This is a genomic window from Thauera phenolivorans (assembly GCF_001696715.1).
GTDB lineage: Bacteria > Pseudomonadota > Gammaproteobacteria > Burkholderiales > Rhodocyclaceae > Thauera > Thauera phenolivorans.
In genome coordinates this window covers 248,298-271,792 of sequence record NZ_MBFM01000003.1, presented here as the reverse complement: position 1 = coordinate 271,792, position 23,495 = coordinate 248,298, and the positions used below count along the sequence as shown (strand labels likewise).

Here is a 23,495-nt window from a genome sequence, read left to right as displayed (position 1 = left end):
GCGGGCGCGCCAATGCCGATTGCCCTGCCGACGGGCGGGGGCGCATGATGGCGCCAGGTCGCGCCCGCAGGGGCGCCCCGCCTCCCGCCAGCCAGAGGAGTCAGTCATGCTCAAATGGGCCATCATCTTCGCCGTCATCGCCATCATCGCCGGTCTGCTCGGCTTCACCGGCATCTCCGCGGGCGCGGCAAAGATCGCCAAACTGTTGTTCGGCATCTTCCTGTTGCTGTTCATCGTCTTCGTCGTGCTCGCGCTGCTCGGCATCGGCGCGGTCGCCTAGCGCGGCGGGCGGCGGCGCGGTCGCCTAGCGCGGCGGGCGGCGGCGCGGTCACTCGCCCCGCCACCCTGCCGACGCGCTACTTACCCAGCACCGCGGCCGCACGCAGCGCCGCCAATACCTTCTGGCCGGCGCGGCCGTTGGCTTCGAGGCCGAGTTCGGCCTGCACTCGCGCTATCGCATCGCGGGTACGGCTACCGATGACGCCGTCGGCCTCGCCGATATCCTGCCCGCGGGCGATCAGCAGCTCCTGCAGCTCGCGACGCTCAACGCGCGACAAGCCCGGATCGTCGGTCGGCCAGGGCGTGACGAAGGGCGCGCCGCCGCGCAACCGGTCCGACAAGTGGGCGATCGCCAGTGCGTAGCTCTCGGCGGCGTTGTACGAGTACAGCGCGTCGAAGTTGGCGGTGACGAGGAAGGCGGGCCCCTGGGCGCCGGCGGGCAGCAGCAGGCCGGCCGGCGCGTCGCCGCCGGGCAGCGCGCCGCCGTCGATCCGCTTCACACCACGCGCGGCCCAGGCCGACATCGCCCGCTTGTTGCGACGTCCGGCGCCGGCAGTGTCGATGCCTGTCGGCAAGGCCACCTCGAAGCCCCACGGGCGGCTGTCGCGCCAGCCCGCGCGCTTGAGGAAGTTGGCGGTCGACGCGAGCGCGTCGGGCACGCTGTCGACCAGATCGCGCCGGCCGTCACCGTCGAAATCCACCGCCAGGCGCATGAAGGTCGAGGGCATGAACTGGGTGTGGCCGAAAGCGCCCGCCCACGAGCCGTTCAGCCGCTCGGGCGCGACGTGCCCCTCCTGCACGATCTTCAGCGTGGTGAAGAACTCGCCCTGAAAGAAGGCCTGCCGCCGGCCGTAGCACGACAGGGTGGACAGCGAAGTCAAAAGGGGGCGCTTGCCGAAATTGCGCCCGAAGTTGCTCTCCACCCCCCACACCGCGACCACGGTGGCCGGGTCGACACCGTACTCGGCCTCGACGCGGGCGAGCACGTCGGCCCACTGGGCGAGCATCGCGCGGCCGTCGGTGACGCGCTCGTCATCCACGAGGGCGGCGAGGTAGTCCCAGATCGGCGTCACGAACTCGGGTTGGGCATCGAGCAGCGGCAGGATCGACATGTCCGGCACCAGCGTCCCCACATGGGCGTCGAAGGTCGCTGCGCTCACGCCCTTGGCCGCCGCCTGAGCGCGCAGGCGGTCGAGGCAGGCCCTGAAGTCGGCAGGTGCGGCGTCGGCGCCGGCAGGCTCGATCGGGGACGGCGAGGAGGGCTGGGCGGAAACCTCCGGCTGCGCAGCGCAGCCGGAGGTGGCGAACAGGGCGAGCTGGGCGCAGGCCGCAGCCGCCAGCAGGCGGGAAGGCGTCGGTATCTTCATGACCGCGATTGTAGCCCGCCGGACCCCGTTGCCGGCGGCAAGGGCGGGACGTCGGCGCAGCCCGCACTCGGCAGATGGACGGCCAGCCATACCGTCGGCGAGGCGGTGCGCGCCACCCGGTGGCGGCAGCCGGCAGGCAGCAACACCCAGTCGCCAACGCGCATCTCCAGGCTGCGACCATCGTCGAACTCGAGGATCGCCTCGCCCGCCACTACCGCCACCCACTCGTCACCGGCCTGTTCGTACCAGAAACCGGGCGGGCTGCTCTGGCCGTGCGAGATGATGCGCCCGATCGACACCCCGTCCGCCGCGTGCAGACGCTCGAAGTGCTCCTCGTCGGCCGGCGGCGGCAGGTCGGCGAGGAGCTTCCCCACGAAAAACTTTTCGGACATCGCGGCCTCCTATCGCTGCACAATGGATTCATACGGCCCTTCCCTTTCACAGAGGAGCGCAACACACCGATGATGGATCAAGCCCACCCGGATCCGGAAGCAGCCGAACTCGCGCCGGACGACCTGCGAGCGCTCGCCGAAGCGCGCGAGCTGCTCGAACGCAGCGGCCTCGCGATCCGGCTCAGCAACTTCGTCGGCAGCCCGATCGAAAAGGGGATCGCGCGTCTGCCGGCGATGCTGCGCGACAAGCTGGGCATCCTCGCTCGCGTGGCGCTGGAGCGTGCGATGGAGACCGCTGCGAAGACACTCGACGATTCGCCGCGCGCGGCCAGCCCGCGCCTGCACAAGGTACTCGGCTCGGTCAGCGGCGCCGGCGGCGGCGCCTTCGGCCTTGCCGGACTGAGTGTCGAGGTGCCGTTGTCGACCGTGCTGATCATGCGCTCCATCCTCGACATCGCACGTGCCGAGGGCGAGGACATCCGCCAACCCGAGACCCGGCTCGCCGCGCTCGAGGTGTTCGCACTCGGTGGCAACAGCAGCGCGGACGACGCCGCCGAATCGGCCTACTACGCGGTGCGCACCCTGCTCGCGCAGACGGTCAGCGAGGCGACCCGCCATCTCGCGCAGAAAGGACTCGCCCAGGAGGGCGCGCCGGCGATGGTGCGCCTGCTGGCGATGGTCGCCGCCCGCTACAAGGTGCAGCTCACGCAGAAGGCCGCTGGCATGCTGGTGCCGGGCATCGGCGCCGCCGCTGGGGCGACGATCAACCTGATGTTCATGAACCACTTCCAGGCGGTGAGCCGCGGCCACTTCATCGTCCGCCGACTCGAGCGTCGCTACGGCGAGGAGGCGGTGCGCCGCGCCTATCTCGGCGCGCGCTGATCCCGCCGCCGGTAGAATGCCCGCTCCCAACCCGCACACGCGACTACCATGTCTCCCTACCGGCACGTCCTGTTCGACCTCGACGGCACCCTGATCGACTCCGCCCCCGCCATCCTCGCCAGCTATCGCGAAGCCTTCGCCAGCGCCGGCCGCACGCCGGCGATCCCGGTGGACGCCGCGATCGTCGGTCCCCCGCTGACCGAGACCCTGCAGATGCTCGCCGGCAGCCGCGATCCGGTGCTGATCGACGAACTGGCGACCCATTTCAAGGCCAGCTACGACATCAGCGGCTACCGCCAGACCGCGGCCTACGAGGGCGTCGGCGAGATGCTCGCCCGCCTCGCCGCCAGTGGCCGCTCGCTCGCGATCGCCACCAACAAGCGCCTCCACCCCACCCGGCTGATCCTCGGCCATCTGGGCTGGAGCGAGTACTTCGACGCGGTCTATGCGCTCGACATGTTCGAGCCGCGCCTGCCGGACAAGGCCACAATGATCGCGCGCCTGCTGGCGGACCGCGGCATCGTTCACACGACGGCGGTCTATGTCGGCGATCGCAGCGAGGACGGCGAATCGGCCGACGCCAACGAACTGCCCTTCATCGCCGCCACCTGGGGCTACGGCAGCCTCAGCCCGTCCGAGATGGCACCGCACTGGCGCGCGGTCGCCAGCCCCGAGGCACTCGCCGCGGCGATTCTCGACGACTGAGCTCGCTGGCGGAATTTGCATGCCGCTTGTCCGCGTGGGCAATCGCGCCCGCGCGGTCTTCGGACTAGCATGGAGCCACCATTGACCGCTTCGAGGAAACATCATGAAAGCCTTCCAGGACTATTACCCTGAGAGCCTCGCCCATTGCTACGGCTGCGGCCGCAACAACACGCATGGCCACCAGATCAAGACCTACTGGGACGGCGACGAGACGGTCACCCGCTTTCAGCCCAAGGAGGAACACACCGCGATCCCCGGCTTCGTCTACGGCGGCCTGCTCGCCTCGCTGATCGACTGCCACGGCACCGGTACCGCCGCCGCGGCGATGTATCGCGCCGAGAACCGGCCGATGGATAGCGAGCCCGCCTTCCGCTTCGTGACGGGCTCGCTCCACGTGAGCTACCTCAAGCCCACTCCGCTCGGCCCCGAGCTCGAGATCCGCGGCCGGGTCAAGGAGATCAAGGGCCGCAAGGTCGTGGTCGAGGCCACCGTCTATGCCGACGGCGTCGCCACTGCGCAGGGCGAGGTCATCGCGCTTCAGATGCCCGACACCTTCACCAGCCCGGCCACCGCCTGAAGCCGGCGCCCCGTCGGCGCGGCCCCGGCCTGACCTGCCCGCGCGTGCTCAGGCGGCAGCTTCCCGCCGCCTGAGAAGCAGCCCGCACTCGAGGTGGTGAGTGTAGGGAAACTGGTCGAACACCGCCGCAGCCGCCACCGCGTGGCTGTCGCCGAGCGCGGCGACGTTGTCGCGCAGGGTCTGCGGGTTGCACGAGATGTAGAGGATGTGGTCGAAGCCGCGCGCGAGCGCGAGGGTGGCCTCGTCGAGGCCGCTGCGCGGCGGATCCACGAACAGGGTCGAGAAGCGATAGCTCGCCAGGTCGACGTCCTTCATGCGCCGGTAGACGCGGCCGCCGGCGATCGCGTCACTGATCTCGTCGCTAGACATCCGCACCATCGTCACGTTGTCCACCCCGTTGGCCTCGAGGTTGTAGTGCGCGGCCCCCACCGACGACTTGCTGACCTCGGTCGCCAGCACCCGGCCGAACAGCGGCGCGAGCGCGATCGTGAAGTTGCCATTTCCGCAGTAGAGCTCGAGCAGGTCGCCGCCGATCCCCACCGCCTGGCGGCGCGCCCAGCCGAGCATCTGGCGGTTCACCCCCCCGTTGGGCTGGGTGAAGCTGCCCTCGATCTGCCGATAGCGCAGCACGCGGCGGTCGAGCTCGAACTCCTCGAGCAGCCAGTCGCGCTCGAGCACGATCTTCTGCTTGCGGCTGCGGCCGATCAGCTGCAGCCCGAATTCGGCCGCGAGTTCGCGCGCTGCCGCTTCCCACTGCGCGTCGAGCGGACGGTGGTAGATCAGGCTCACCATCAGCTCGCCGCTCAGGGTGGACAGGAATTCCACCTGGAACAGCCGCCGCCTGAGCGCGTCGCTCGCCTGCAGGCGCTCGCGCAGCGGCCTCATCACCCGGCAGATCGGCTCGGCCGCGGCCGGAAAATCGCTCACCGCCACCGGCGTCTTAGGGTCCGCGCTGTCGAACATCGCGTAATCGAGCCGGCCGTCCTGGTGCCAGATGCGGAATTCGGCGCGCAGCCGATAGTGCAGCGGCGCCGAGGCGAACACCTCGGGCTCGGGCACCTCGAGGCCGGCGAAGTCGGCGCGGAAGCGGGCCAGTTTCTCGTCGAGCTGGGCGGAATAATTTGCGGGATCGATGATCGGCAGGGGCATGGAGGAGCTGGCGTCAATTGCCGGGAGGGCCGGCAGAGGGCGGACTATACCCCTCCCCGCCCGCCAGGCAAAACCTCCCCCGCTCAGCGCCGACGCAGGGGCTCGAGCAGGCCGGACAGGCCGTTGTGGTCGATCTCCTGCATCAGCGCGAGCAGGCGGCCGAGCTTCCCGGGCGGAAAACCCTCGCGTGCGAACCAATTGAGATAGTTGCCCGGCAGGTCCGCGATCACCCTCCCCTTGTAACGGCCAAAGGGCATCGGGGTGTCGAGCAGCGCTTGCAGCGCCTCCGGCGTCATCGCGCTTCCCGCGCCGCGGCAGCGAGGATCGCCTTCAGCAGGCGCCAGCAGTGGGCGACGGAGGCGATCTCCACCGCCTCGCCCGGCGCATGGGCACCACGGATCGTGGGGCCGAAGGAAACGATGTCGAGCGCGGGATACTTCGCCGCGATGACGCCGCACTCGAGACCGGCATGGATCACCTGCACCCTCGACTCGCCGCCGAACTCGCGCGCATGCACTTCGCGACACAGCGCCAGCAGCGGCGAGGTCGGATCCGGCGTCCAGCCCGGGTATGCGCCGGCGAATTCGACCCGCGAACCCGACAGCGAAAACAGGCTGGCGATCTCCTCGGCGAGGGCGCGCGCGCCGCTGTCGACCAGCGAGCGCACCATGAAGCAGCAGCGCCCACCCGCGGGCCCGATCGCCACCATGCCGAGGTTGTTCGAGGTCTCCACCACGCCCGGCACGGCAAGGCTCACGCGATGCACACCGTGCGGCGCCGCGTGCAGCGAGGCGAGCCACGTCGTCTGCTCGGCGGCGGCCAGCAACGCCCCCGGCTCGGCCGGCTCGAGGCGCAGGCGCACCCCCTCGTCCCCCCCCTGCAGTTCGCGCCGCAGCAGGATCTGCCAGGCAGCGAGTGCGGCTGCCGCCTCATCCGCCTGCCCTGGCGCGAGCGCCACCCGCGCCCACGCCTCGCGCGGCAGCGCGTTGCGCGCCGAGCCGCCTTCGAGCGCACCGAGGCGCAGCCCGAAACGACGCTCGAGATCGCGCAGCACCCGCACCAGCAGCTTGATCGCGTTGCCGCGCTCCTCGTGGATATCGACACCCGAGTGTCCGCCGCGCAGACCGTCCACCACGATGCGCCCCGCCACCCAGCCCGCCGGCGGAGCCTCCGACGCGCCCTTGCGCCCAACCTCGACGTCGAGCCCGCCGGCGCAGCCGATGTAGAACTCGCCCCAGGCCTCGGTGTCCAGGTTCAGCATCAAGCTTCCCTGCAGCACGCCCGGCTGCAGGCCGTGGGCGCCGCCCATGCCCGCCTCCTCGTCGACCGTCAGGAGCGCTTCGAGCGGACCGTGCTCGAGCTGCTCGGCCTCGAGCGCGGCGAGGATGAGGGCGACGCCGATGCCGTTGTCCGCGCCGAGCGTGGTGTCCTCCGCCACCAGCCAGTCGCCGCGACGTCGCAGCCGGATCGCATGGTGCGCGAAATCGTGAGCAGAGGCCGCGTTCTTCTGGCACACCATGTCGAGATGCGCCTGCAGGATCACCCCCGGCGCCCTTTCCCTGCCCGGGCTCGCCGGTTTGCGCACCAGCAGGTTGCCGGCCGTGTCGACCGTCGCCTCCAGCCCCCGTTCACGCGCCCGCCGGAGGAGCAGCTCGCGTAGCGGCGCCTCGGCCTTTGACGCACGCGGGACCGCGCACAGGGTGGCGAAATGGCGCCACACGGCGGCCGGCGCGAGCCCGGCGAAGGGGTTGGCGTCGTCCGCCGCGACATCCGGCGCAGCGTGGGCGATGGGAGCGGCGAAGGCGGCGGGGATTTGCGTCATGGTCCGGAGGGCAGGCGGCGAGATGCCGAATGGTACGGCAGCCGCAGTCAGTGACGTTAGCCGGAGAACGCCGAGCGTCGCGGGCGACGCAGGACGGGACGGGATATCGGCCAGGGCCTCCGCACTCGGAATGCATTTTCCCTGATCGCATAGCCACCTGGAAATAGTCGTTCACATTCAACATCTTATGCATTCATCTTGTGGACCCTTCGAAAATCACGTCTACTCTCGTCTTTTGGGCAAAGAGCGTGAGTGCGACGCAAAGGGGTTCCCTGATGAGCTATCTGGACGAAATCGATGATCCGCGCAAGCCGAGTAACGGCACCTTGCACGACTTCCGGGAGATCCTGGTGATCCTGATCGCCGCCGTGCTCTCGGATTGCGACACGGTCGAGGACATCACCTTCTGGGCGCGCACCAAGGAGGCGTGGCTGCGTCGCTTCCTCGTGCTCAAGAACGGCATCCCGTCCGAGGAGACCTTCCTGCGGATCCTGCGCGCGCTCGATCCGAAGCAGTTCGAGAACATGTTCCGGCGCTGGGTGGGCGGCGTGGTCGGTGCGCTCAGCGACGATGCGGGCCTGGCTGGCACGATCGCAATCGACGGCAAGACCGTGCGCGGCTCGGGCACCGGCGGCGAGAGCGCGATCCACATGGTCAGCGCCTTCGCCACCGAGCTCGGACTGGTGCTCGGCCAGGAGAAGGTCGCCGCCAAGAGCAACGAGATCACCGCGATTCCCGAGCTGCTCGAGGCGCTCTCGATCAAGGGCCTGCTGGTCACGATCGACGCCATGGGCTGCCAGAAAAGCATTGCCAAACAGATCGTTGCGAAGAAGGGCGACTACCTGCTGATGGTCAAGGGCAACCAGCCCAAGCTGCTCGAAGCGATCGAGACCGCCTTCATCGACCAGCACGGTGTTGAGTCGGTCGACCGCAGCGCGCTGGTCGAACGCGGCCACGGACGCACCGTTGGGCAGATCGCTTCGGTGCTCTCGGCCAAGGGCATCGTCGATCCGGCCGACTGGCCCAAATGTGTCACGATCGGGCGCATCGACTCCATGCGGGTGGTCGGCGACAAGGAATCCGATCTGGAGCGGCGCTACTACATCAGCTCGCGCGCCCTCACCGCCGAGCAACTGGCCACCGCAGTCCGTGCGCATTGGGGCGTGGAGAACCGGCTTCACTGGATCCTCGACGTCAGCTTCAGCGAGGACGCCAGCACGGTGGCCAAGGACAATGCGCCGCAGAACCTGTCGATGCTGCGCAAAATCGCGCTCAACATCATCCGCGCCGACAAGACCGACACGCGCAAGAGCAGCCTTCGGCTCAAGCGCAAGGGGGCGGCGTGGGATGACGGAGTACGGGAGCGCATGCTGGGGATTCGATCAATATGCTAGGCGAGTGCGGAGGCCCTGGGATATCGGCAGGCCGCGCGCCGACGTTGCCGCCGCTCGCACCGGTGAGGATTCGAACCGACCGTGCGAGACGCGCGCGTCAATGGACGATTTGTCTTGCGCCCGGCGGTCGGCGGGGTAGACTTTCGCGCCACCTCCCGAATCAAATCCAGCCCGGTTCCCCAATGCAACGTCCCCTGCGTGATTACTCCACGCTCGAGCTCGAGCGCCTGCTCGCCGACATCCGCACCGCGATCGAACGCGCTGAAATTGCCGAATCCCGATCGACCGCTGGCGAGACTTTGCCTGACGCGCAAACCGCTGTGCCACAGGAGCACGCAGGCGAAACCAGAGCCCCCGCGCCGGAGGAAGGTGAAGGGTTGACGGAGGCGCGACGCGACGCGCCGCCCGCACCCGCTCGCAGGCGCAAGGCGGCTACCCAGGAAGCGCCGGCCGAGCCTCTGCCCGCTCCCGAGCCTCCCGCTCCCGAGCCTCCCGCTCCCGAGCCTCCCGTCTCCGAGCACCCCGCCTCCGAGCCTCCTGTTTCCGCTCCGCCCCGCATCCGCTACATGCACCCGTCCAACCGCAATCTGACCTGGACCGGCGACGGCGAGCGGCCCGAATGGCTCGACGTGTACCTCTCGCTCGGCGGCTCCTGGACCGCGCTCGAAAACACTGCCGAAAAGCTCCGCCGCCGCCCCGGCTGATCGTCGTCGTCGGCCGACTCAGCGCCGCACTCCCTCCAGCCGGTCGATGGCCTGCCGCAGCGTGGCGTCCTGCTTCGCGAAGCAGAAGCGCACGACGCGCTGCCCCGGCGGCGGATTGCGGTAGAAGGCCGACACCGGGATGCTCGCCACGCCATGCTCGAGCGTGAGCCAGCGGGCGAAGGCGAGATCGTCGAGGTCGGGCCGGATCGCGGAATAGTCGGCGAGCTGGAAATACGTTCCACGGCTGGGCAGAAGATGGAAGCCAGCGGCAGCGAGACCGGGCGCGAGCAGGTCGCGCCGGCGCTGGAAGTCGTTCGCCAGCCCCTGCCAGCGCGCCGGTTCGCCCAGATGGGCGGCGAGCGCGTGCTGGCCCGGCGTATTCACCGAGAACACCAGGAACTGGTGCAGCTTGCGGAACTCCGCGGTGGGCGCCGGCGGCGCCACGCAATAGCCGATCTTCCAGCCGGTGGCGTGGAAGGTCTTGCCAAAGGAGTAAACCGCGAAGCTGCGCGCGCGCAAGCGCTCGTGGGCGAGCACGCTGTGGTGCCGCAGGCCATCGAACACCAGATGCTCATACACCTCGTCGGCGAGCACGAGGAGGTCATGCCGTTCGGCGATCGCCGCGAGCGCATCGAGGTCGGGCGCCGTCATCACCGAGGTCGCCGGGTTGTTCGGGTTGTTGATGATCACGAGGCGGGTGCGCGGGCTCACCGCCGCCTCCACTGCCGCCCAATCCACCGCGAAGTCGGGGGCCGCGAGCGCGACATGCACCGGCCGCGCGCCCTGGGCGAGGATCGCCGGCGCATAGCTGTCGTAGGAGGGATCGAGCACGATCGCCTCATCGCCCGGGTGGAGCACGGTGGCGATCGCGGTATAGAGCGCCTGGGTGGCACCCGCGGTCACCGTGATTTCCGTCTCGGAGTCGAGCGTGATGCCGTGCTGCAAGCCATGCTTGGCGGCGATCGCTTGGCGCAGCGCAGGCAGCCCGGCCATCGGCGCATACTGGTTGTGGCCGGCGCGTGCCGCCTCGGCGAGCGCATCGAGCAGCGCCGGGTCGCAGGGATAGTCGGGAAAGCCCTGCGACAGGTTGATCGCGCCGTGCTCGGTGGCGAGCGCGCTCATCACGGTGAAGATGGTCGTGCCCACCTCGGGCAGCTTGGAGCGGATGCGCATTGCCGGCCTCTCTCGTTCAACGGATCCAGCCCCGTCCGGGCGGCCGGCTGTCACAAAAACTGCAACACAGGCTTCATTCCCTTGAGACAGTCGCCGCTCACGCTTGGCTCCATATTGCACCACCGCAATATGTTCCCGCCCGCCGCGAGCGGACGGACATCCCTCGATCCACGCAATGGAGACACCGGCAATGAAATCCGAAGCTTCCCATCGTGACCTGGCGGCCGCCCACGAGGCCAGCATCCAAGCCTTCCACGCCTTCGGCACCGAAACGATCGTCCGCAGCGAACGACTCCTCGCCCTCAACCTCGACTTCGCCCGCGACTTCACCGGAAAGAGCCTTGCCCGCGCCGCAGAAGCGCTTGGCACGAGGCGCGAGCGCGACGCAAGCGCCGTGCTACCGGAAGCGGTGAAGCCGGAACTGGATCGCACACTCGACTACGCGCGCCAGGTCGGCGAGATCCTCGCCGAAGGTCAGCGTGAGTACCTCGGCATCGGCAAGCGCTGGCTGACCGAGGTGAACCACGCCCTCGAGCGACTTCTGAGCGATGCCGGCAAGACTGCGCCCGCGGGTTCGGAATCGATGTTCGCGGCAATGCAGTCGGCGATCGAGCTCACCAACGACCTCTACGAGCGCATGGGCCGCCAGGTCGGCGAAGCTGCCGAAGGCGTCTCGGGCGCGATCGTCGACACTGGCACGGGAGCGCAGACGCAGCCGGCGCGCCGCGGCGCCGCATCGAAGTCGGCCGCCGCTGCCGACGAACCGAACTGAGCCGCGACGGCACGCCCGATCAGGCGTCCGGGCCGTCCGCAGCGCCGGCGTCGAAGCGGGCGCGCCACTCGGCCTCGAGCAGGTCGCGATCCTGCCGGAGTCGGGCGAGCTGACGACCGACCTGCTCGACACTCGCCGCCGAGCGCGCGACGAGTTCGACGTGCAGGAGGTGGCTTTTCGCCTTCGACAGGGCCAGGGTCATCATCTGCAGGTGCGACTCGGCGCGCGCGAGCTCGGCGCGCAGCCGGGCGTTCGTCGCCCACATGTGCGAATAGGAGGGCATCCCCGCCAGGTCGAGGTCGGCATCGACCTCAACCATCTTGGCGGCAAGTTGTGCAGGATCGGTGAGCTTCATCTGACCTCCGGCAGAGGCCCGGTCGCGGCTGAAAGCGCACCTGGCGAGGGCGCTCGACGGCGGCAACCGGGGAATACGACAATAGCTGGAACGGGCCGAGGAGGACCCCTCAGGTTATTAACGTATTATTTACCTGCCTCGAAGCCGCAGCAAGCCGCTGAACAGGTAATTCGAGCGGTTACGTCCCCGAATGTCCCTGCACGCCAAGGTAACCGCAGACGATCGGACCCCGGAAAGCAAAACGCCAACCCCGAAGGATTGGCGTCTTGCTTGAAACTGGTTGCGGGGGCAGGATTTGAACCTGCGACCTTCGGGTTATGAGCCCGACGAGCTGCCAGACTGCTCCACCCCGCGTCGGAGAAACCAAACTATACCCAAACCTGTGCTGCGTTGCAAGAATTAATTTGCGGTGCGGCGAAGAAATGCCTGGCGCAACTGCAGCGCGCGTTCGGCGCCCTCGTCCAGCAGGCTGCGACACGCCGTCTGGACGTCGAGATCAAGGCACGCATAGGCCTCCAGCACGCCTTCCGGCAGCAGAAACGCAGGGTGCCGCCGCTCGCTCGGATCGAAGGCTCGCAGGAAGGGAATTCGCTTTAAATTCATAAATATAATTCTGCCGGAAAAAAAGTGTTGTGTCCGTGATATTCCGCACGCTCCACACATCTTTTTCACGGCGTCACGCACTTGTCGCCTCTCCGCGGCCCCCCGGCTGCGGAGCAAGGGCCGGAAAGTCCTCCGGGGTGAGGGTTTCCTTCTCCAGCAGAAGGCGCGCGCCCTCGTCGAGCAGATCTCGACGCCCGGCGAGGATCTCGAGCGCGCGCGCATAGGCATCGTCGATCAGCTGCCGAACGGCGAGGTCGACCTCGCGCGCGGTTTCCTCCGAATAGTCCTTTTCACGCACACCGATCTGCTGGTCGCCGAGGTAGCTGGTGCTCTGGCGCTCGAGCACGGCCTGGCCGAGGCTCTCGGTCATGCCGAAGCGGGTGACGATCTGGCGCGCGATGTCGGTGACCTTGGCGAGGTCGTCGGCGGCGCCGGTGGAGATCTCGCCGAACACGGTCTGCTCGGCGGCGCGACCGGCGAGCAGCACCGTCATGCGCTCGCGCAGCTCGCGGGTGGTGATCAGGAAGCGGTCCTCGGTCGGGCGCTGCATCGTGTAGCCGAGCGCGCCGATCGAGCGCGGGATGATCGACACCTTGTGCACCGGGTCGCTGCCGGGCAGGCTGGCGGCGACGAGCGCGTGGCCCATCTCGTGATAGGCGACCACTTCGCGCTCGTGAGGCTGCAGCAGCCGACCCTTGCGCTCGGCGCCGGCGACGATGCGCTCGACGGCGGCGGTGAAGTCGTCCAGCATGACCTCGTCACCGCCTCGCCGAGTGGCGACGATCGCCGCCTCGTTGACCAGGTTGGCGAGGTCGGCGCCGGTGAAGCCGGGGGTGATCCCGGCGATCTGCTCGAGCGAGACGCCTGCAGCGAGCCTCACCCGCTTCGCATGCACCGCGAGAATCGCCTCGCGGCCCTTGCGGTCGGGCCGGTCGAGCACCACCTGGCGGTCGAAGCGGCCGGCGCGCAGCAGCGCCGGGTCGAGGATCTCGGGCCGGTTGGTGGCAGCCAGCAGCACGATGCCCTCGCGCGGATCGAAGCCGTCGAGCTCGCTGAGGAGCTGGTTGAGGGTCTGCTCCTTCTCGTCGTGGCCGCCGAAGCTGCCCATACCGCGCGCGCGGCCGAGGGCGTCGATTTCGTCGATGAAGATGATGCAGGGCGCGGCCTTGCGCGCCTGCTCGAAGAGGTCGCGCACGCGCGCCGCGCCCACCCCGACGAACATCTCGACGAACTCCGAGCCCGAGATCGAGAAAAAGGGCACGCCGGCCTGACCCGCCACCGCCTTCGCGATCAGCGTCTTACCGGTCCCCGGCGGGCCGACCAGCAGGATGCCCTTGGGTATGCGCGCGCCGAGACGGCCGTAGCGTTCCTTGTCGCGCAGGAAGGAGACGATCTCCTGCAGCTCGAGCTTGGCCTCGTCCACGCCGGCGACGTCGTCGAAGGTGACCCCGGTGTCGCGCTCGACCAGCACCCTCGCCTTCGACTTGCCGACGTTGACCATGCCGCCCAGCCCCTGCTTCTCGGCGAAGCGGCGGAACACGAACATCCACACGCCGAAGAACACCAGCAGCGGCAGCAGCCAGGACAGCAAGTTGGAGAGGAAGGTGTTCTGCACCGTGCCGGTGAAGGTCGCGCCGGAGTCGCGGATCTGATCCGCGAGCGCCGGCTCGACGCGGTTGGTGACGAAGAAGTTCTTGCCTCCGATCGGCTCCTTGAAGCGGCCGGTGATCTGCTCCTGCTGCACCGTGAGCTCGGCGATGCGGCCCTCGTCGAGCAGCACGAGGAACTCGCTGTAGGGGATGGCCTCGACGCTTCGGCTCGCCGTCCACCAGTTCTGGAACAGCATCAGCAGGAGAAAGGTCGCCACCACATACCAGATGTTCCATTGCTGCTGTCTGTTCATGCCGCTCAGCTCCTTCGTACCGCCGACCGCCCTCGCGGTCGCCCGGTCGTGGCCCTAGTCGTCGTCCTCGTCATCGTCGCCGTCCGGGATGATCAGGTCGATCCCCGCACCCGCGACTTTTGCGGTGGTGGAAACCGCAGTGGCCGCCACCGTGACCACCGCGCCCGTCACCGCCACCACCGCACAGCCCTGCAGGCCGAAAACGCAGGCCAGCAACGCGCCGATCAGCGCGCCACGGCCACCCGGCTTTCGCGCCGCGCATCCGCGGGCCGCATCCGTCCGCCCATCCGTTTCAACTTCGATCAAGCCCGTCTCCCGCCGAAAAACCGTTTAAGACCATTACTCTAGCCGCATTCGCCGCAGCGCGCTCGATGACGGCGGCACCGCTCCGGCGACACGCGCGACGTGGGGGCTTGCAGCGCGCCCGCCTCGTCCCGACATGGCATCCTGTGACCACCTATAGTGTGGACGACGACACGACGCCGGCAGTCGACGCCGGCCGATGGAGGTAAGCAGAATGCCGATTCGCGACCCCGCCGCCTCGATCTGGGGCGAAGCGCTGGAAATGCTCGACCGCGCCGAGCGCATGCAGCGCCAGTTCTTCCGCCTTCAGCGCGACGCCCGCTCCGGTCCGAGCTGGGCGCCGCCGGTGGATGTGTTCGAACAGGACGACGGCCTGCTGGTGCTCGTCGCCCTGCCCGACGTGGCGCCGGAGCAGGTACAGGTGCTGGTGGAGGCTCACACCCTGGTGATCCGCGGCCAGCGCACCTTGCCGGTGGCCTGCCGCCGCGGCACCATCCGCCAGCTCGAGATCCCGCATGGCCGCTTCGAGCGCCGCATCGAACTGCCGCCCGGGGAGTTCGCCTCGGTGCGCAAGTCCTTCAGTAACGGCTGTCTGGTGCTCGAGCTGAGCAGGGGGGCGCAGCGATGACCGATCTCGACCGCAAACTGCCCGACTCCGCGGCGGACACTGCGCCCGCGGCAGCGGAGGCGACGCCCGCCCTGCCGGAGGACGCGCTGATCATCGTGCCGATGCGCAACCTCGTGCTCTTCCCCGGCTTCATCGCGCCAATCACCATCGGCCGGCCGTCGTCGGTCGCCGCCGCGCAGGCGGCGATGCGTGAGCAGAGCCCGATCGGCGTGCTGCTGCAGCGCGACCCGGCGACCGAAGACCCCACGCCGGAGCAGCTGCACACGGTGGGCACGAGCGCCACCATCGTGCGCTACCTGACCGCGCCCGATGGCAGCCATCACCTCGTCTGCCAGGGCGAGCAGCGCTTCCGCGTGCGCGAGTTCCTGCCCGACCTGCCCTATCTCGCCGCCCGCGTCGAGCTGCTGCCGGACGACCAGACGGAGTCGCCCGAACTCGAGGCCCGCCTCGCACGCATGAAGGCGCGCACCGCCGAGTTGCTCGAACTCCAGCCTGCGGCCTCGCCCGAATTGCCCAACACCGTGCAGGCCTTCGGCGCCGCCGGCGCCCTCGCCGACTTCCTCGCCAGCCTGATCGAGATGAAGCCCGAGGAAAAGCAGGAGATCCTCGAGCTGCTCGACGTCGAGCAGCGCGCCGACCGCGTGCTGACCCTGCTCGGCCACCGCCTCGAGGTGCAGCGCCTGTCGCACAAGATCGACCAGGAAACCAAGGGCCGCATCGACCAGCATCAGCGCGAGTTCCTGCTGCGCGAACAGCTCAAGACGATCCAGCAGCAGCTCGGCGAGGAGGAGACCGAGCGCGCCGAGCTCGAGGCGCTCTCCGCCGCAATCGACAAGGCGGGGATGCCGGAGGAGGCCGACCGCCACGCCCGCAAGGAGCTCAAGCGCCTGGCCCGCATGAACGAGGCGCAGGCGGAGTACTCGATGCTGCTGACCTACCTCGAGTGGCTCACCGAGCTGCCGTGGTCGGTCGCCACCGAGGACCGCATCGACATCGCCGAGGCGCGCCGCATCCTCGACGAGGACCATTGCGGACTGGAGAAGGTCAAGCGCCGCATCCTCGAGCACCTCGCGGTGCACAAGCTCAACCCGCAGGGGCGTAGCCCGATCCTGTGCTTCGTCGGCCCGCCCGGGGTGGGCAAGACCTCGCTCGGCCAGAGCATTGCGCGCGCGACCGGACGCAAGTTCGCCCGCGTCAGCCTCGGCGGCGTGCATGACGAGGCCGAGATCCGCGGCCACCGCCGCACCTACGTCGGTGCGCTGCCGGGCAACATCATCCAGGCGCTGCGCAAGGCCGGCAGCCGCAACTGCGTGCTGATGCTCGACGAGATGGACAAGCTCGGCGCCGGTATCCACGGCGACCCCTCGGCCGCCCTGCTCGAGGTGCTCGACCCCGAGCAGAATGCGAGCTTCCGCGACAACTACCTCGGTGTCCCCTTCGACCTGTCGGCGGTGATGTTCATCTGCACCGCCAACGTGATGGACAGCGTGCCGGGCCCGCTGCGCGACCGCATGGAGGTGATCGAGCTGCCCGGCTACACCGAGGAAGAGAAGACCGAGATCGCCATCCGCTACCTCGTGCCGCGCCAGCTGCTCGCCAACGGCCTCGACGCCGAGCGCTGCCGGATCGGCGAGGATGCGATACGCGGCCTGATCCGCGACTACACGCGCGAGGCCGGGGTGCGCAACCTGGAGCGCGAGATCGGCCGCCTGGTGCGCCACGCCGCGGTGCGCATCGCCGAAGGCGCGGCGGGTCCGGTCGAGATCGGCGCCGGCGATCTGCACGCGATCATCGGTGCGGCGCGCTTCGAGAGCGAGGTCGCGATGCGCACCGCGCTGCCGGGGGTCGCGACCGGGCTCGCGTGGACGCCGGTCGGCGGCGACATCCTGTTCATCGAGGCCAGCCTCACGCCGGGCAGCGGCAAGCTGATCCTCACCGGCCAGCTCGGCGAGGTCATGAAGGAGAGCGCGCAGGCCGCGCTCACCCTGGTCAAGGGACATGCCGCGCAGTTCGGGCTGGAAGCCGCGCTGTTCGACCGCAGCGACATCCACGTCCATGTGCCCGCCGGCGCGATCCCCAAGGACGGCCCGAGCGCCGGGGTGGCGATGTTCATCGCACTTGCTTCGCTGGTGCAGAAGCGGCCGGTACCCGCCGATCTCGCGATGACCGGCGAGATCAGCCTGCGCGGCCTGGTGCTGCCGGTGGGCGGCATCAAGGAGAAGGTACTCGCCGCCCAGCGCGCGGGCATCCGCACCGTGCTGCTGCCCGCGCGCAACCGCAAGGACCTCGAGGACATCCCCGCCGACGCCCGCGAGAAATTGCAGTTCCACTGGCTGGAGACGGTCGAGGACGCGCTCGGGCTGGCCCTCGGGCCTGGGCAAGGATGAGCGGCACGCGGGGCGGGGCAGTACAATCGCCCTCCGCCCCGCCCGTCACCCGCCCGATGCAGATCGAACACCTCCGCCAGCGCCTGCGCGCGCTCGGCGCCAAGCCCGCCCACGAGGCCCGCTTTCTGCGCGCCTGGAGCCAGCAGCGCTCGCTCGACACGCGGCGCGGCCGGGCGCAGGACTTCTTCCCGCTCGCCCTGCAGAATGCCCTGCCCGCGCTCGACGTCGAGCTCGCGCGGCTCGCCCGCGTGCGCTCCGAGCATGCGGGCGAGGACGACTCCGCGCGCCTGCTGGTCGAGCTCGCGGACGGCCAGACGGTGGAGAGCGTGCTGTTGCCGCGCGACGGCCTGTGCGTGTCGACCCAGGTCGGCTGCGCGGTCGGCTGCGTGTTCTGCATGACCGGCCGCGCCGGGTTGCTGCGCCAGCTCGGCAGCGCCGAGATCGTCGCCCAGGTTGCGCTCGCACGCCGCCGCCGCACGGTGAAGAAGGTGGTGTTCATGGGCATGGGCGAGCCGGCGCACAATCTCGACAACGTGCTCGAGGCGATCGCGCTGCTTGGCACCGAGGGCGGCATCGGGCACAAGAACCTGGTGTTCTCCACGGTTGGCGACCACCGCGTATTCGAGCGCCTGCCGCATGGCGAGGTGAAGCCGGCGCTCGCGCTGTCGCTGCACAGCACCCGCGCCGCGCTGCGCGAACGGCTGCTGCCGCAGGCGCCGCGCATCGATCCGGCCGCGCTGGTCGAACTCGGCGAGCGCTATGCGCGCGACACCGGCTATCCGATTCAGTACCAATGGACCCTGCTCGAGGGAATCAACGACGGCCCTGAGGAGATCGACGGCATCGCCCGCCTGCTCGCGGGCAGGTATGCGGTGATGAACCTGATCCCCTACAACACGGTGGAGGAACTCGACTTCCGCCGCCCCTCCTGGGAGGCCGCCGCCGAAATGGCGCGCCAGCTCCACCGGCGCGGGGTGCTGACCAAGCTGCGCCAGTCGGCGGGCCAGGACGTCGACGGCGGCTGCGGCCAGCTGCGCGCCCGCGGCGAGGCCGCTGCCGCGCGCCTCGCGGGACGCCGCACTCCCAGCGCCGGTGCGATCCGCATCGAAGCAGTGCCCAGGCCCTGATCGCGGCGGCGGCGCACGCAACTCTGCCATCAGCGGCGACTGACAACGCTGTCACGGATGGCAGGTCACGCTCACGCTGACAGGGAATCGACGCGGTATCGGGTTGGCCTGCATCCGCCCGGGATCGGTCGGACTGCCAGTCGCTCTGGCGGTTTGCAAGTATTTCTCATTCGCTCGCCCTGGAGGTGGCACGGGGATTGCGTGATGTCGGGCACCGACAGCCCTCCACCACCCCAGGAGATGCACCATGGAAGACGTCCAGCAAGCCAGCTTCCCCCGTCTCAATGAGCCGGCCCCGGCCTTCAGTGCCCGCACCACCCACGGTGACCGCTCGCTCGCCGACTATCTTGGCAAGTGGCTCATCCTGTTCTCCCACCCGGCCGACTTCACCCCGGTGTGCACCACCGAATTCATCGGCTTCGCCAAGGCCGCCCCCACCTTCGCCGCGATGAACTGCGAGCTGCTCGGCCTCTCGATCGACAGCCTGTTCTCGCACCTCGCCTGGACGCGCAACATCCAGGAGAAGTTCGGCGTCGACATCCCGTTCCCGATCATCGAGGACATCAAGATGGACGTCGCCCGTGCCTATGGCATGGTCCACCCCGGCGCCGCAGACACCCAGGCGGTGCGCGCGACCTTCTTCATCGACCCCAACGGCATCCTGCGCGCGATGGTCTACTATCCGATGAGCAACGGCCGCAGCATCGACGAGTTCGTGCGCCTGTTGCAGGCCCTGCAGACCTCGGACGAGAACGGCGTCGCCACGCCCGAGAACTGGCTTCCGGGCCAGCCGGTCATCGTGCCGCCGCCCAAGACCGCGGAGGCCGCCGACAAGCGTGCCGCCGAAGGCTACGACACGGTCGACTGGTATTACTCGACCAAGTCGCTCTGAGCTTTCGGAGCACGGCCCGCCCCGGCCACCCGCCCGCACGGCGGGTCGTCGGGGCGCACCGTCGTCAGGGCTTGGGCAGGGTCAGGGCAGATTCGCGCGTCAGAAGGTGCCGGCACCCGACCTGTCAGGGAAAGGCCGCCGACGCCCCCTCGATCTCCATCTGGAAAGGAAGCCACCATGCAGAACCGCCTTCTCGCCGACAAGTACCCGATCCACCTGCTCGAAATCGAAAAGAGCGAGACCCCCTATGAACACCTCGACGAGCTGCTGCGCGCGCTCGAGGCGAAGGCCGAGGTCGATCCTGCGGTGCGCCTGATCTCGGTGTTCGACCACTATGGCCACACCAAGATGATCGGCGGCGAGATTCGCCCCGACATCCTCGCGGCAAAGAACCTGATCTTCTGCTTCGGCACCAAGCTGCCCGATCCCGCGATGCTCGCCGTGCGTCCGCGCTCGATCGGGATCGCCGAACTGCCCGACCGCTTCGTCATCAGCTTCCTCGAGGCGCCGATGCCCGAGGCCAACCGCAAGATGACCGAGTGGGTGCTGAGCCTGCGCAAACCCGCCTGAACGGCACCGACCCACCCCCGATCCACTTCGATCACACAGGAGACACACCCATGAAGAAGACCCTCGCAATCCTCGCACTCGCCTTCGCATCCGGCGCCGCCATGGCCGAAAAGCAAGCGGTGACCGTCGTGCTCAACGACGACAGCACGATGACCCAGGGCATGGCGATGGTGCTCGCCAACCAGATGCAGGAACAGGGCGCGCAGGTCGACATCCTGCTGTGCGACGAGGCGGGTGATCTCGCCTTGAAGAACGCCGGCGGCGACGCCCTGAAGCCCAACGACGTCACGCCCGCCCAGCTGCTCGACGCAGCGATGAAGAAGGGGGCGACGGCTTCGGTGTGCGCCCTCTACCTGCCCAATGCCGGCCACAAGCCGGAGGACCTGAAGGACGGCATCACGGCGGCCAAGCCGGCCGACATGGGGCGTGCGCTCCTCGAACCGGGGCGCAAGGTCATCGGCTTCTGAGTGCACGCGGCCGGCAAGGAGAGTGCATCCCTGAGCCGGCCGCCCCCGGGGGCGTCAGGCGCTGGCGCGAACCGGTCCGATTGCCGAAAACATTAGTTTTTGCTTATTCTCACGCTCCAAGCGGCGCTCCCATACCCGGCGGCCGCGGCTTCAGGACCCGCAGATGAAATCCCACCTCCTCGCCTTCCTGCTGTCGGCCACCGCCAGCACTGCCGCGATGGCCGACGAACTTCGCCTCGACCTCACCCTGTCGGGCGTGCAGCACGACCGTGGCAGCGTGCGGGTCGGCCTCTACGCCGATTCGAAGACCTTCCGCAAGGAAGCGCACGCACTCGCGGTGCAAGAGGTGCCGGCCGCCGCCGGCGAGGTCCGGGTGAGCTTCACCGGCCTGCCGCCGGGCCGCTACGCGATCATGGCCTACCATGACGAAGACGGTAACGGCGAACTCAACCGCCGCCTCGGCATGTTCCCCACCGAAGGCTACGGTCTTTCCAACAACCCCACCGTGATCGGCCCCCCGACCTTCGACGACAGCGCCTTCGAGCTCGCGCCCGGCAGCGGCGCGACCGCGCTGGGAATCGACATCCGCTACTGAGCTTCGACGCAAGCAGGCGCCACCATGAACGCCCCCGCCCCCGCCTCCGCCTCCGCCGCTACCGTCAGCGCCATCCCCGCGGACAGGCTCGCCCACTTCCCGGTCGCCCTGTTTTCCACCGTGATGGGGATCGCCGGTCTCGCCATCGCCTGGATCAAGGCCTCCCATGTGGGCGGCGCGCCGCTCGAGATCGGCATCGTCCTGCGCTGGGCGGCGAGTGCATTATTTCTGTTCCTGCTCGCGATGTATGCCGCCAAACTGGCGGTCCACCCCGACGCGGTACGCGCCGACTGCAAGCATCCAGTCCGGCTCAACTTCCTGCCGGCCATCTCGATCGGAATGATCCTGCTGTCGATCGCCTGGGCTGCCGACGCACCCTTCACCGCGCGCTGGGTCTGGGGCATCGGCAGCGGCGCACACCTGGGCTTCACCCTCTACGCGATGAGCAGCTGGATCCACCACACCCACTACGACATCAAGCACGTAAACCCGGCGTGGTTCATCCCGGTGGTGGGCAACATCCTGGTCCCGATCGTCGGCGTGCGCTACGCCCCCGCCGATGTGAGCTGGTTCTTCTTCAGCATCGGCCTCGTGTTCTGGCTGGCGCTGCTTGCCATCGTGCTCTATCGGCTGTTCTTCCACGAGGCGCTGCCGGCGCGGCTGACGCCGACCCTGTTCATCCTGATCGCGCCCCCCGCGGCGGGCTTTCTCGCCTATGTGGCCCTCGCCGGCGAGATCGACGCCTTTGCCCGCGTGCTCTACTTCACCGCGCTGTTCCTCACCCTGCTGCTCGCGAGCAACGCGCCGCGCTTCGTGCGCCTGCCCTTCTTCATCTCCGCCTGGGCGTATTCCTTCCCGCTCGCGGCGATGACGATCGCCACCTTCGAGATGGCCGCCCGCAGCGGCGCGGGCTTCTATGGCGCACTGGCCTGGCTCATGCTTGCGCTACTGAGCGGACTCGTCGCCCTGCTCACGCTCGCGACCCTCGCCGCCGCGGCCCGTGCACGGATCTGTGTGCCCGAGTGAACGACCCCACCTAAGAAGACGACCCCAAGAGACAGGAGCCCCCGCATGCCGACCGCCGACATCAAGTCATTCTTCGACCCTGAAACCTCCACCGTCACCCACGTGATGTCGGACCCGGCCACTGCGCGCGCGGCGATCATCGACAGCGTGCTCGACTACGACCCCAAGGCCGGACGGACCTCGCGCGACAGCGCCGACAAGGTGATCGACTACGTGCGCGAAGCCGGCCTCACGGTCGAGTGGCTGCTCGAAACCCACGCCCACGCCGACCACCTCTCCGCCGCGCCCTACCTGCAGTCGAAGCTCGGCGGCCGCATCGGCATCGGCGCCCACATCCGCGAGGTGCAGGCGACGTTCAAGAAGATCTTCAACGCCGGGGACATGAATACCGAGGGGCGGGAGTTCGACCACCTGTTCGAGGACGGCGAGCGCTTCGCGATCGGCGAGCTCGAGGTCGAGGTCATCCACACGCCCGGCCACACCCCGGCCTGTCTCACCTACCTGGTGGGCAAGGACGCCTTCGTCGGCGACACCCTGTTCATGCCCGATTATGGCACCGCGCGCTGCGACTTCCCCGGCGGCGATGCCGCCACCCTCTACCGCTCGATCCGCAAGGTACTCGCGCTGCCGCCCGACACCCGGATGCATCTGTGCCACGACTATCCGCCCGACGACCGCGAGCCGGTGTGGGAAACCACGGTCGCCGCGCAGCGCGAGAGCAACGTCCACGTGCACGACGGCGTCACCGAGACCGAGTTCGTCGCCATGCGCACCGCACGCGACAAGACCCTGGAGATGCCCACCCTGATCCTGCCCGCGGTGCAGGTGAACGTGCGCGCCGGCCACCTGCCGCCGGCGGAGGACAACGGCGTCAGCTACCTGAAGATCCCGCTCGACCTGCTGTAAGGGCAAGGCATGCAGACCGACACCGCCATCGCCCCGCCCTCGCTTGCCGGGCGCTGGCGCGCCTATCGGCAATCGGCGCTGACCGACGACCTCGTCGCCGCCGTCATCGTCACCATCTTGCTGGTGCCACAAAGCCTGGCCTACGCGATGCTCGCGGGCCTGCCACCGGTGGTGGGGGTGATGGCGAGCCTGCTGCCGATCGTCGGTTATGCGCTGTTCGGCTCGAGCACCACGCTCGCGGTGGGCCCGGTGGCGGTACTGGCGATGATGACCGCGCAGGCGATCGGCGCGGTGAGCGCGGCGCACGGGATCGAGCCCCACCTCGCGGCGCTGGTGCTCGCGCTCGAGATGGCGGCGGTCTTCCTCGTCGCCGCGCTGCTCCGCCTCGAGACCCTCGCGGCCCTGCTCGGCGCGCCCGTGCTGCACGGCTTCATCACCGGCGCCGCGCTGGTGATCGCGATCGGCCAGCTGCCCGCCCTGCTCGGCATTGCCGCGAAGGGCAGCACGGTGGTCGAGA

27 protein-coding genes and 1 tRNA gene are annotated in these 23,495 nt (G+C 68.9%); 17 read left to right on the top strand and 11 right to left on the bottom strand.

Annotated features, from left to right (window positions below; translation table 11 throughout):
• Positions 1-106: 106 nt before the first annotated feature.
• The gene (locus BB334_RS08170; RefSeq protein WP_068806950.1) at positions 107-280 is read left to right on the top strand and encodes a DUF1328 family protein; all 174 of its coding nucleotides are present in this window, start codon (positions 107-109) and stop codon (positions 278-280) included.
• Between the two features lie 76 nt (positions 281-356).
• On the opposite strand, the gene BB334_RS08165 is transcribed toward BB334_RS08170, so the two are convergent.
• Both BB334_RS08165 and BB334_RS08160 read right to left on the bottom strand, forming a co-directional pair.
• Entirely contained in the window at positions 357-1,646 is a 1,290-nt protein-coding gene (locus tag BB334_RS08165; RefSeq protein ID WP_083200353.1) for a lytic murein transglycosylase, read from the bottom strand.
• Complete coding sequence (locus tag BB334_RS08160) at positions 1,643-2,038, bottom strand: cupin domain-containing protein (RefSeq protein WP_068806947.1); 396 nt, start codon at positions 2,036-2,038, stop codon at positions 1,643-1,645. Before BB334_RS08160 ends, BB334_RS08165 begins: the two co-directional genes overlap by 4 nt.
• A 69-nt stretch (positions 2,039-2,107) precedes the next feature.
• Between BB334_RS08160 and BB334_RS08155 the strand changes: the two genes are divergently transcribed.
• From BB334_RS08155 to BB334_RS08145, 3 genes are all read left to right on the top strand, one after another.
• Positions 2,108-2,920 carry an EcsC family protein gene (locus BB334_RS08155; RefSeq protein ID WP_408646434.1) on the top strand — a complete coding sequence of 271 codons (813 nt, stop codon included), beginning with the start codon at positions 2,108-2,110 and terminating at the stop codon, positions 2,918-2,920.
• Between the two features lie 48 nt (positions 2,921-2,968).
• Positions 2,969-3,625: an HAD family hydrolase gene (locus BB334_RS08150; protein WP_068806943.1), complete on the top strand. Its 657-nt coding sequence runs from the start codon at positions 2,969-2,971 to the stop codon at positions 3,623-3,625.
• A gap of 103 nt (positions 3,626-3,728) precedes the next feature.
• On the top strand, positions 3,729-4,202 hold the full coding sequence (locus BB334_RS08145; RefSeq protein ID WP_198531210.1) for a PaaI family thioesterase: 474 nt from the start codon (positions 3,729-3,731) through the stop codon (positions 4,200-4,202).
• 48 nt (positions 4,203-4,250) lie between these two features.
• Here the strand turns inward: BB334_RS08145 and trmA are convergent, their stop codons facing one another.
• The 3 genes from trmA to pepD all read right to left on the bottom strand — a co-directional run bounded on the left by trmA (position 4,251) and on the right by pepD (position 7,173).
• Complete coding sequence (gene trmA, locus BB334_RS08140) at positions 4,251-5,351, bottom strand: tRNA (uridine(54)-C5)-methyltransferase TrmA (RefSeq protein WP_068806937.1); 1,101 nt, start codon at positions 5,349-5,351, stop codon at positions 4,251-4,253.
• 83 nt (positions 5,352-5,434) lie between these two features.
• On the bottom strand, positions 5,435-5,647 hold the full coding sequence (locus tag BB334_RS08135) for a DUF3820 family protein (RefSeq protein ID WP_068806934.1): 213 nt from the start codon (positions 5,645-5,647) through the stop codon (positions 5,435-5,437).
• Positions 5,644-7,173, bottom strand: coding sequence for a beta-Ala-His dipeptidase (gene pepD / locus BB334_RS08130; RefSeq protein WP_083200352.1), 1,530 nt, complete (start codon positions 7,171-7,173; stop codon positions 5,644-5,646). The genes BB334_RS08135 and pepD overlap by 4 nt, the downstream gene beginning before the upstream one ends.
• Positions 7,174-7,448: 275 nt before the next feature.
• Here pepD and BB334_RS08125 point away from each other — a divergent pair, with 275 nt between their 5' ends.
• Both BB334_RS08125 and BB334_RS17550 read left to right on the top strand, forming a co-directional pair.
• The gene (locus BB334_RS08125; RefSeq protein ID WP_068804595.1) at positions 7,449-8,567 is read left to right on the top strand and encodes an ISAs1 family transposase; all 1,119 of its coding nucleotides are present in this window, start codon (positions 7,449-7,451) and stop codon (positions 8,565-8,567) included.
• Positions 8,568-8,749: 182 nt separating this feature from the next.
• The gene (locus tag BB334_RS17550; RefSeq protein ID WP_083200351.1) at positions 8,750-9,271 is read left to right on the top strand and encodes an H-NS family nucleoid-associated regulatory protein; all 522 of its coding nucleotides are present in this window, start codon (positions 8,750-8,752) and stop codon (positions 9,269-9,271) included.
• 18 nt (positions 9,272-9,289) lie between these two features.
• On the opposite strand, the gene BB334_RS08120 is transcribed toward BB334_RS17550, so the two are convergent.
• A complete protein-coding gene (locus BB334_RS08120) occupies positions 9,290-10,444 on the bottom strand; it encodes a methionine aminotransferase (RefSeq protein ID WP_068806931.1) in 1,155 nt (384 codons plus the stop codon).
• Positions 10,445-10,634: 190 nt separating this feature from the next.
• Here BB334_RS08120 and BB334_RS08115 point away from each other — a divergent pair, with 190 nt between their 5' ends.
• Entirely contained in the window at positions 10,635-11,216 is a 582-nt protein-coding gene (locus tag BB334_RS08115) for a phasin family protein (RefSeq protein WP_068806928.1), read from the top strand.
• A gap of 19 nt (positions 11,217-11,235) precedes the next feature.
• Here the strand turns inward: BB334_RS08115 and BB334_RS08110 are convergent, their stop codons facing one another.
• From BB334_RS08110 to BB334_RS08090, 5 genes are all read right to left on the bottom strand, one after another.
• Positions 11,236-11,571, bottom strand: a complete 336-nt coding sequence (locus tag BB334_RS08110) for a hypothetical protein (RefSeq protein ID WP_068806925.1) — start codon at positions 11,569-11,571, stop codon at positions 11,236-11,238.
• Between the two features lie 277 nt (positions 11,572-11,848).
• Positions 11,849-11,925, bottom strand: a tRNA-Met gene (locus tag BB334_RS08105).
• 45 nt (positions 11,926-11,970) lie between these two features.
• A complete protein-coding gene (locus BB334_RS18170) occupies positions 11,971-12,174 on the bottom strand; it encodes a hypothetical protein (RefSeq protein ID WP_158014382.1) in 204 nt (67 codons plus the stop codon).
• A gap of 73 nt (positions 12,175-12,247) precedes the next feature.
• The gene (gene ftsH, locus BB334_RS08095; protein WP_068806919.1) at positions 12,248-14,077 is read right to left on the bottom strand and encodes an ATP-dependent zinc metalloprotease FtsH; all 1,830 of its coding nucleotides are present in this window, start codon (positions 14,075-14,077) and stop codon (positions 12,248-12,250) included.
• 54 nt (positions 14,078-14,131) lie between these two features.
• Positions 14,132-14,383: an NF038104 family lipoprotein gene (locus BB334_RS08090; RefSeq protein WP_068806916.1), complete on the bottom strand. Its 252-nt coding sequence runs from the start codon at positions 14,381-14,383 to the stop codon at positions 14,132-14,134.
• A gap of 211 nt (positions 14,384-14,594) precedes the next feature.
• Between BB334_RS08090 and BB334_RS08085 the strand changes: the two genes are divergently transcribed.
• The 10 genes from BB334_RS08085 to BB334_RS17545 all read left to right on the top strand — a co-directional run.
• Positions 14,595-15,008 (top strand): Hsp20/alpha crystallin family protein, encoded by a 414-nt coding sequence (locus BB334_RS08085; RefSeq protein ID WP_068806912.1) that lies wholly within the window; start codon positions 14,595-14,597, stop codon positions 15,006-15,008.
• Positions 15,005-17,395: an endopeptidase La gene (gene lon / locus BB334_RS08080; protein ID WP_068806909.1), complete on the top strand. Its 2,391-nt coding sequence runs from the start codon at positions 15,005-15,007 to the stop codon at positions 17,393-17,395. The genes BB334_RS08085 and lon overlap by 4 nt, the downstream gene beginning before the upstream one ends.
• Positions 17,396-17,451: 56 nt before the next feature.
• Positions 17,452-18,522 (top strand): RNA methyltransferase, encoded by a 1,071-nt coding sequence (locus BB334_RS08075; protein ID WP_068806907.1) that lies wholly within the window; start codon positions 17,452-17,454, stop codon positions 18,520-18,522.
• 247 nt (positions 18,523-18,769) lie between these two features.
• Positions 18,770-19,414 carry a peroxiredoxin gene (locus BB334_RS08070; protein WP_068806905.1) on the top strand — a complete coding sequence of 215 codons (645 nt, stop codon included), beginning with the start codon at positions 18,770-18,772 and terminating at the stop codon, positions 19,412-19,414.
• 177 nt (positions 19,415-19,591) lie between these two features.
• Positions 19,592-19,984: a DUF6858 family protein gene (locus BB334_RS08065; protein WP_068806902.1), complete on the top strand. Its 393-nt coding sequence runs from the start codon at positions 19,592-19,594 to the stop codon at positions 19,982-19,984.
• 50 nt (positions 19,985-20,034) lie between these two features.
• Positions 20,035-20,451, top strand: coding sequence for a DsrE family protein (locus tag BB334_RS08060; RefSeq protein WP_068806899.1), 417 nt, complete (start codon positions 20,035-20,037; stop codon positions 20,449-20,451).
• 163 nt (positions 20,452-20,614) lie between these two features.
• Positions 20,615-21,046, top strand: a complete 432-nt coding sequence (locus tag BB334_RS08055; protein ID WP_068806896.1) for a DUF2141 domain-containing protein — start codon at positions 20,615-20,617, stop codon at positions 21,044-21,046.
• Positions 21,047-21,070: 24 nt separating this feature from the next.
• On the top strand, positions 21,071-22,072 hold the full coding sequence (locus BB334_RS08050; RefSeq protein ID WP_068806893.1) for an SLAC1 anion channel family protein: 1,002 nt from the start codon (positions 21,071-21,073) through the stop codon (positions 22,070-22,072).
• Between the two features lie 45 nt (positions 22,073-22,117).
• Positions 22,118-22,978 (top strand): MBL fold metallo-hydrolase, encoded by an 861-nt coding sequence (locus BB334_RS08045; RefSeq protein ID WP_068806889.1) that lies wholly within the window; start codon positions 22,118-22,120, stop codon positions 22,976-22,978.
• 9 nt (positions 22,979-22,987) lie between these two features.
• A partial coding sequence (locus BB334_RS17545; protein WP_269798998.1) for a SulP family inorganic anion transporter occupies positions 22,988-23,495 on the top strand: 508 nt, incomplete at its 3' end.

What these genes read in the sequence shown, in the direction of transcription:
- BB334_RS08155 (WP_408646434.1), top strand. Translation starts at nt 2,108, where the DNA reads ATGATGGATCAAGCCCACCCGGATCCGGAAGCAGCCGAACTCGCGCCG.
- pepD (WP_083200352.1), bottom strand. Translation starts at nt 7,173, where the DNA reads ATGACGCAAATCCCCGCCGCCTTCGCCGCTCCCATCGCCCACGCTGCG.
- BB334_RS08160 (WP_068806947.1), bottom strand. Translation starts at nt 2,038, where the DNA reads ATGTCCGAAAAGTTTTTCGTGGGGAAGCTCCTCGCCGACCTGCCGCCG.
- BB334_RS08075 (WP_068806907.1), top strand. Translation starts at nt 17,452, where the DNA reads ATGCAGATCGAACACCTCCGCCAGCGCCTGCGCGCGCTCGGCGCCAAG.
- BB334_RS08070 (WP_068806905.1), top strand. Translation starts at nt 18,770, where the DNA reads ATGGAAGACGTCCAGCAAGCCAGCTTCCCCCGTCTCAATGAGCCGGCC.
- BB334_RS08120 (WP_068806931.1), bottom strand. Translation starts at nt 10,444, where the DNA reads ATGCGCATCCGCTCCAAGCTGCCCGAGGTGGGCACGACCATCTTCACC.
- BB334_RS08125 (WP_068804595.1), top strand. Translation starts at nt 7,449, where the DNA reads ATGAGCTATCTGGACGAAATCGATGATCCGCGCAAGCCGAGTAACGGC.
- BB334_RS17550 (WP_083200351.1), top strand. Translation starts at nt 8,750, where the DNA reads ATGCAACGTCCCCTGCGTGATTACTCCACGCTCGAGCTCGAGCGCCTG.
- ftsH (WP_068806919.1), bottom strand. Translation starts at nt 14,077, where the DNA reads ATGAACAGACAGCAGCAATGGAACATCTGGTATGTGGTGGCGACCTTT.
- BB334_RS08060 (WP_068806899.1), top strand. Translation starts at nt 20,035, where the DNA reads ATGAAGAAGACCCTCGCAATCCTCGCACTCGCCTTCGCATCCGGCGCC.
- BB334_RS08145 (WP_198531210.1), top strand. Translation starts at nt 3,729, where the DNA reads ATGAAAGCCTTCCAGGACTATTACCCTGAGAGCCTCGCCCATTGCTAC.
- BB334_RS08135 (WP_068806934.1), bottom strand. Translation starts at nt 5,647, where the DNA reads ATGACGCCGGAGGCGCTGCAAGCGCTGCTCGACACCCCGATGCCCTTT.
- BB334_RS08045 (WP_068806889.1), top strand. Translation starts at nt 22,118, where the DNA reads ATGCCGACCGCCGACATCAAGTCATTCTTCGACCCTGAAACCTCCACC.
- BB334_RS08110 (WP_068806925.1), bottom strand. Translation starts at nt 11,571, where the DNA reads ATGAAGCTCACCGATCCTGCACAACTTGCCGCCAAGATGGTTGAGGTC.
- BB334_RS08170 (WP_068806950.1), top strand. Translation starts at nt 107, where the DNA reads ATGCTCAAATGGGCCATCATCTTCGCCGTCATCGCCATCATCGCCGGT.
- BB334_RS08165 (WP_083200353.1), bottom strand. Translation starts at nt 1,646, where the DNA reads ATGAAGATACCGACGCCTTCCCGCCTGCTGGCGGCTGCGGCCTGCGCC.
- BB334_RS08085 (WP_068806912.1), top strand. Translation starts at nt 14,595, where the DNA reads ATGCCGATTCGCGACCCCGCCGCCTCGATCTGGGGCGAAGCGCTGGAA.
- BB334_RS08055 (WP_068806896.1), top strand. Translation starts at nt 20,615, where the DNA reads ATGAAATCCCACCTCCTCGCCTTCCTGCTGTCGGCCACCGCCAGCACT.
- BB334_RS08065 (WP_068806902.1), top strand. Translation starts at nt 19,592, where the DNA reads ATGCAGAACCGCCTTCTCGCCGACAAGTACCCGATCCACCTGCTCGAA.
- lon (WP_068806909.1), top strand. Translation starts at nt 15,005, where the DNA reads ATGACCGATCTCGACCGCAAACTGCCCGACTCCGCGGCGGACACTGCG.
- trmA (WP_068806937.1), bottom strand. Translation starts at nt 5,351, where the DNA reads ATGCCCCTGCCGATCATCGATCCCGCAAATTATTCCGCCCAGCTCGAC.
- BB334_RS08115 (WP_068806928.1), top strand. Translation starts at nt 10,635, where the DNA reads ATGAAATCCGAAGCTTCCCATCGTGACCTGGCGGCCGCCCACGAGGCC.
- BB334_RS08050 (WP_068806893.1), top strand. Translation starts at nt 21,071, where the DNA reads ATGAACGCCCCCGCCCCCGCCTCCGCCTCCGCCGCTACCGTCAGCGCC.
- BB334_RS18170 (WP_158014382.1), bottom strand. Translation starts at nt 12,174, where the DNA reads ATGAATTTAAAGCGAATTCCCTTCCTGCGAGCCTTCGATCCGAGCGAG.
- BB334_RS08150 (WP_068806943.1), top strand. Translation starts at nt 2,969, where the DNA reads ATGTCTCCCTACCGGCACGTCCTGTTCGACCTCGACGGCACCCTGATC.